Consider the following 1,318-nt stretch of genomic DNA (forward strand, 5'->3'; position numbering starts at 1 on the left):
CCTTAGCATTGCGGATGCGCATTGTTGCATCACCATAATAAAGCGCGTCTGAGAAGAACTAAAGTGACAACAGATTCAATGCTTAAGATATTCTTTTAGTCACAAGCGCATCGGCTCTTTAGCCCCCTCCAGAGATTAGATTATTCAAAAGGCTCTGTCGGACCCTTCGCGGGGTGCGTGAACCAGCGCGGCCCTTCCTCGGTCATGAAGATGTGGTCTTCCAGCCGAATTCCGAAGCGCCCGGGAACAACGATCATCGGTTCGTTTGAGAAGCACATGCCCGGGCGAAGCGGCATTTCATTGCCGCGCACGATGTAAGGCTCTTCGTGTATCTCCAGCCCGAGGCCGTGTCCGGCCCTGTGCGGGAGGCCAGGCAACCGGTAATGCGGGCCCAGGCCATGGTGCATGAGCACGGCGCGCGCTGCTTCGTCGAGACTGTGGCAAGGGGTATCGAGGTGCGCGCTGTCGAAAACCGCCTGCTGCGCCTCCCGCTCGATCCGCCAGATCCGCGTGTAATCGGCGTCCGGCTCGTCGAGCATGTAGGAACGTGTCAGATCGGAATGGTAACCCTCGATCCGCGCGCCGGTATCGACCAGGATTGGTTGGCCTGCCTCCAGCACCTGATCGTCGTCGGCGCCATGCGGCAGGGACGTCGCCTCCCCAAACGATACGATGCAGAAAGTCGAGCCGCCCGACGCTCCCAGCGCCCGGTGCTGTTCGTCGATATAGCGCACCACCTCCGATGCGCGGACACCCGGCGTCAGGATCGCATGGGCGCGTTTGTGCACCTGGAGTGTCAGGCCCATCGCATATTGGATCAGCGCGATCTCCGCGGCTGACTTGCAGCGCCGCAGGTCGCGAATGAGGCGCGTGCCGTTGGCAAGCCGTTCGCTCCCCAGGCTCTCCACCAGCGCATGGTAGATGAACAGCGGCAGCGCATCGTCCAGTCCGACGCGGCCGGTGGAACCGACAAGGGCCCGCACCAGCGCGGCGGGGCTCTCTTCTTCCTCCCAGGTTGCGATGTCCCCGGCCAGATGCGGCAGCGTCTCCACTCGGCTGCGCTCGAAAGCCGGAACGATGTAGGTGAGCCCGGCGGGCGTCACCAGCGCTCCCAACAGCCGTTCGCTTTGGTGCCAGACAAGGCCAGTAAAGTAGCGCAGGCTCTCGGTCGGGCCGAGCAGCACGGCGGCGAGACCGGCCGCCTCCATGCTCTCGCGCAACTTTTGCAGCCGCCGCTGTCTTTCGGCAACGGAGATCGGCGCCGGGCGGATGGGGAAAGCCATATCAACTCCTGGGTCAGGGCGCGGACTCGATGCCC

General features: G+C 63.1%; 1 protein-coding gene. It reads right to left on the reverse strand.

The window, feature by feature from the left end; genetic code table 11:
- Positions 1 to 140: 140 nt before the first annotated feature.
- On the reverse strand, positions 141 to 1,283 hold the full coding sequence (locus AC1DUU_RS32260) for a M24 family metallopeptidase (RefSeq protein WP_476787358.1): 1,143 nt from the start codon (positions 1,281 to 1,283) through the stop codon (positions 141 to 143).
- Positions 1,284 to 1,318 lie beyond the last annotated feature (35 nt).

This window comes from Aminobacter sp. P4_H6_2 (genome assembly GCF_056400805.1).

What these genes read in the sequence shown, in the direction of transcription:
- AC1DUU_RS32260 (WP_476787358.1), bottom strand. Translation starts at nt 1,283, where the DNA reads ATGGCTTTCCCCATCCGCCCGGCGCCGATCTCCGTTGCCGAAAGACAG.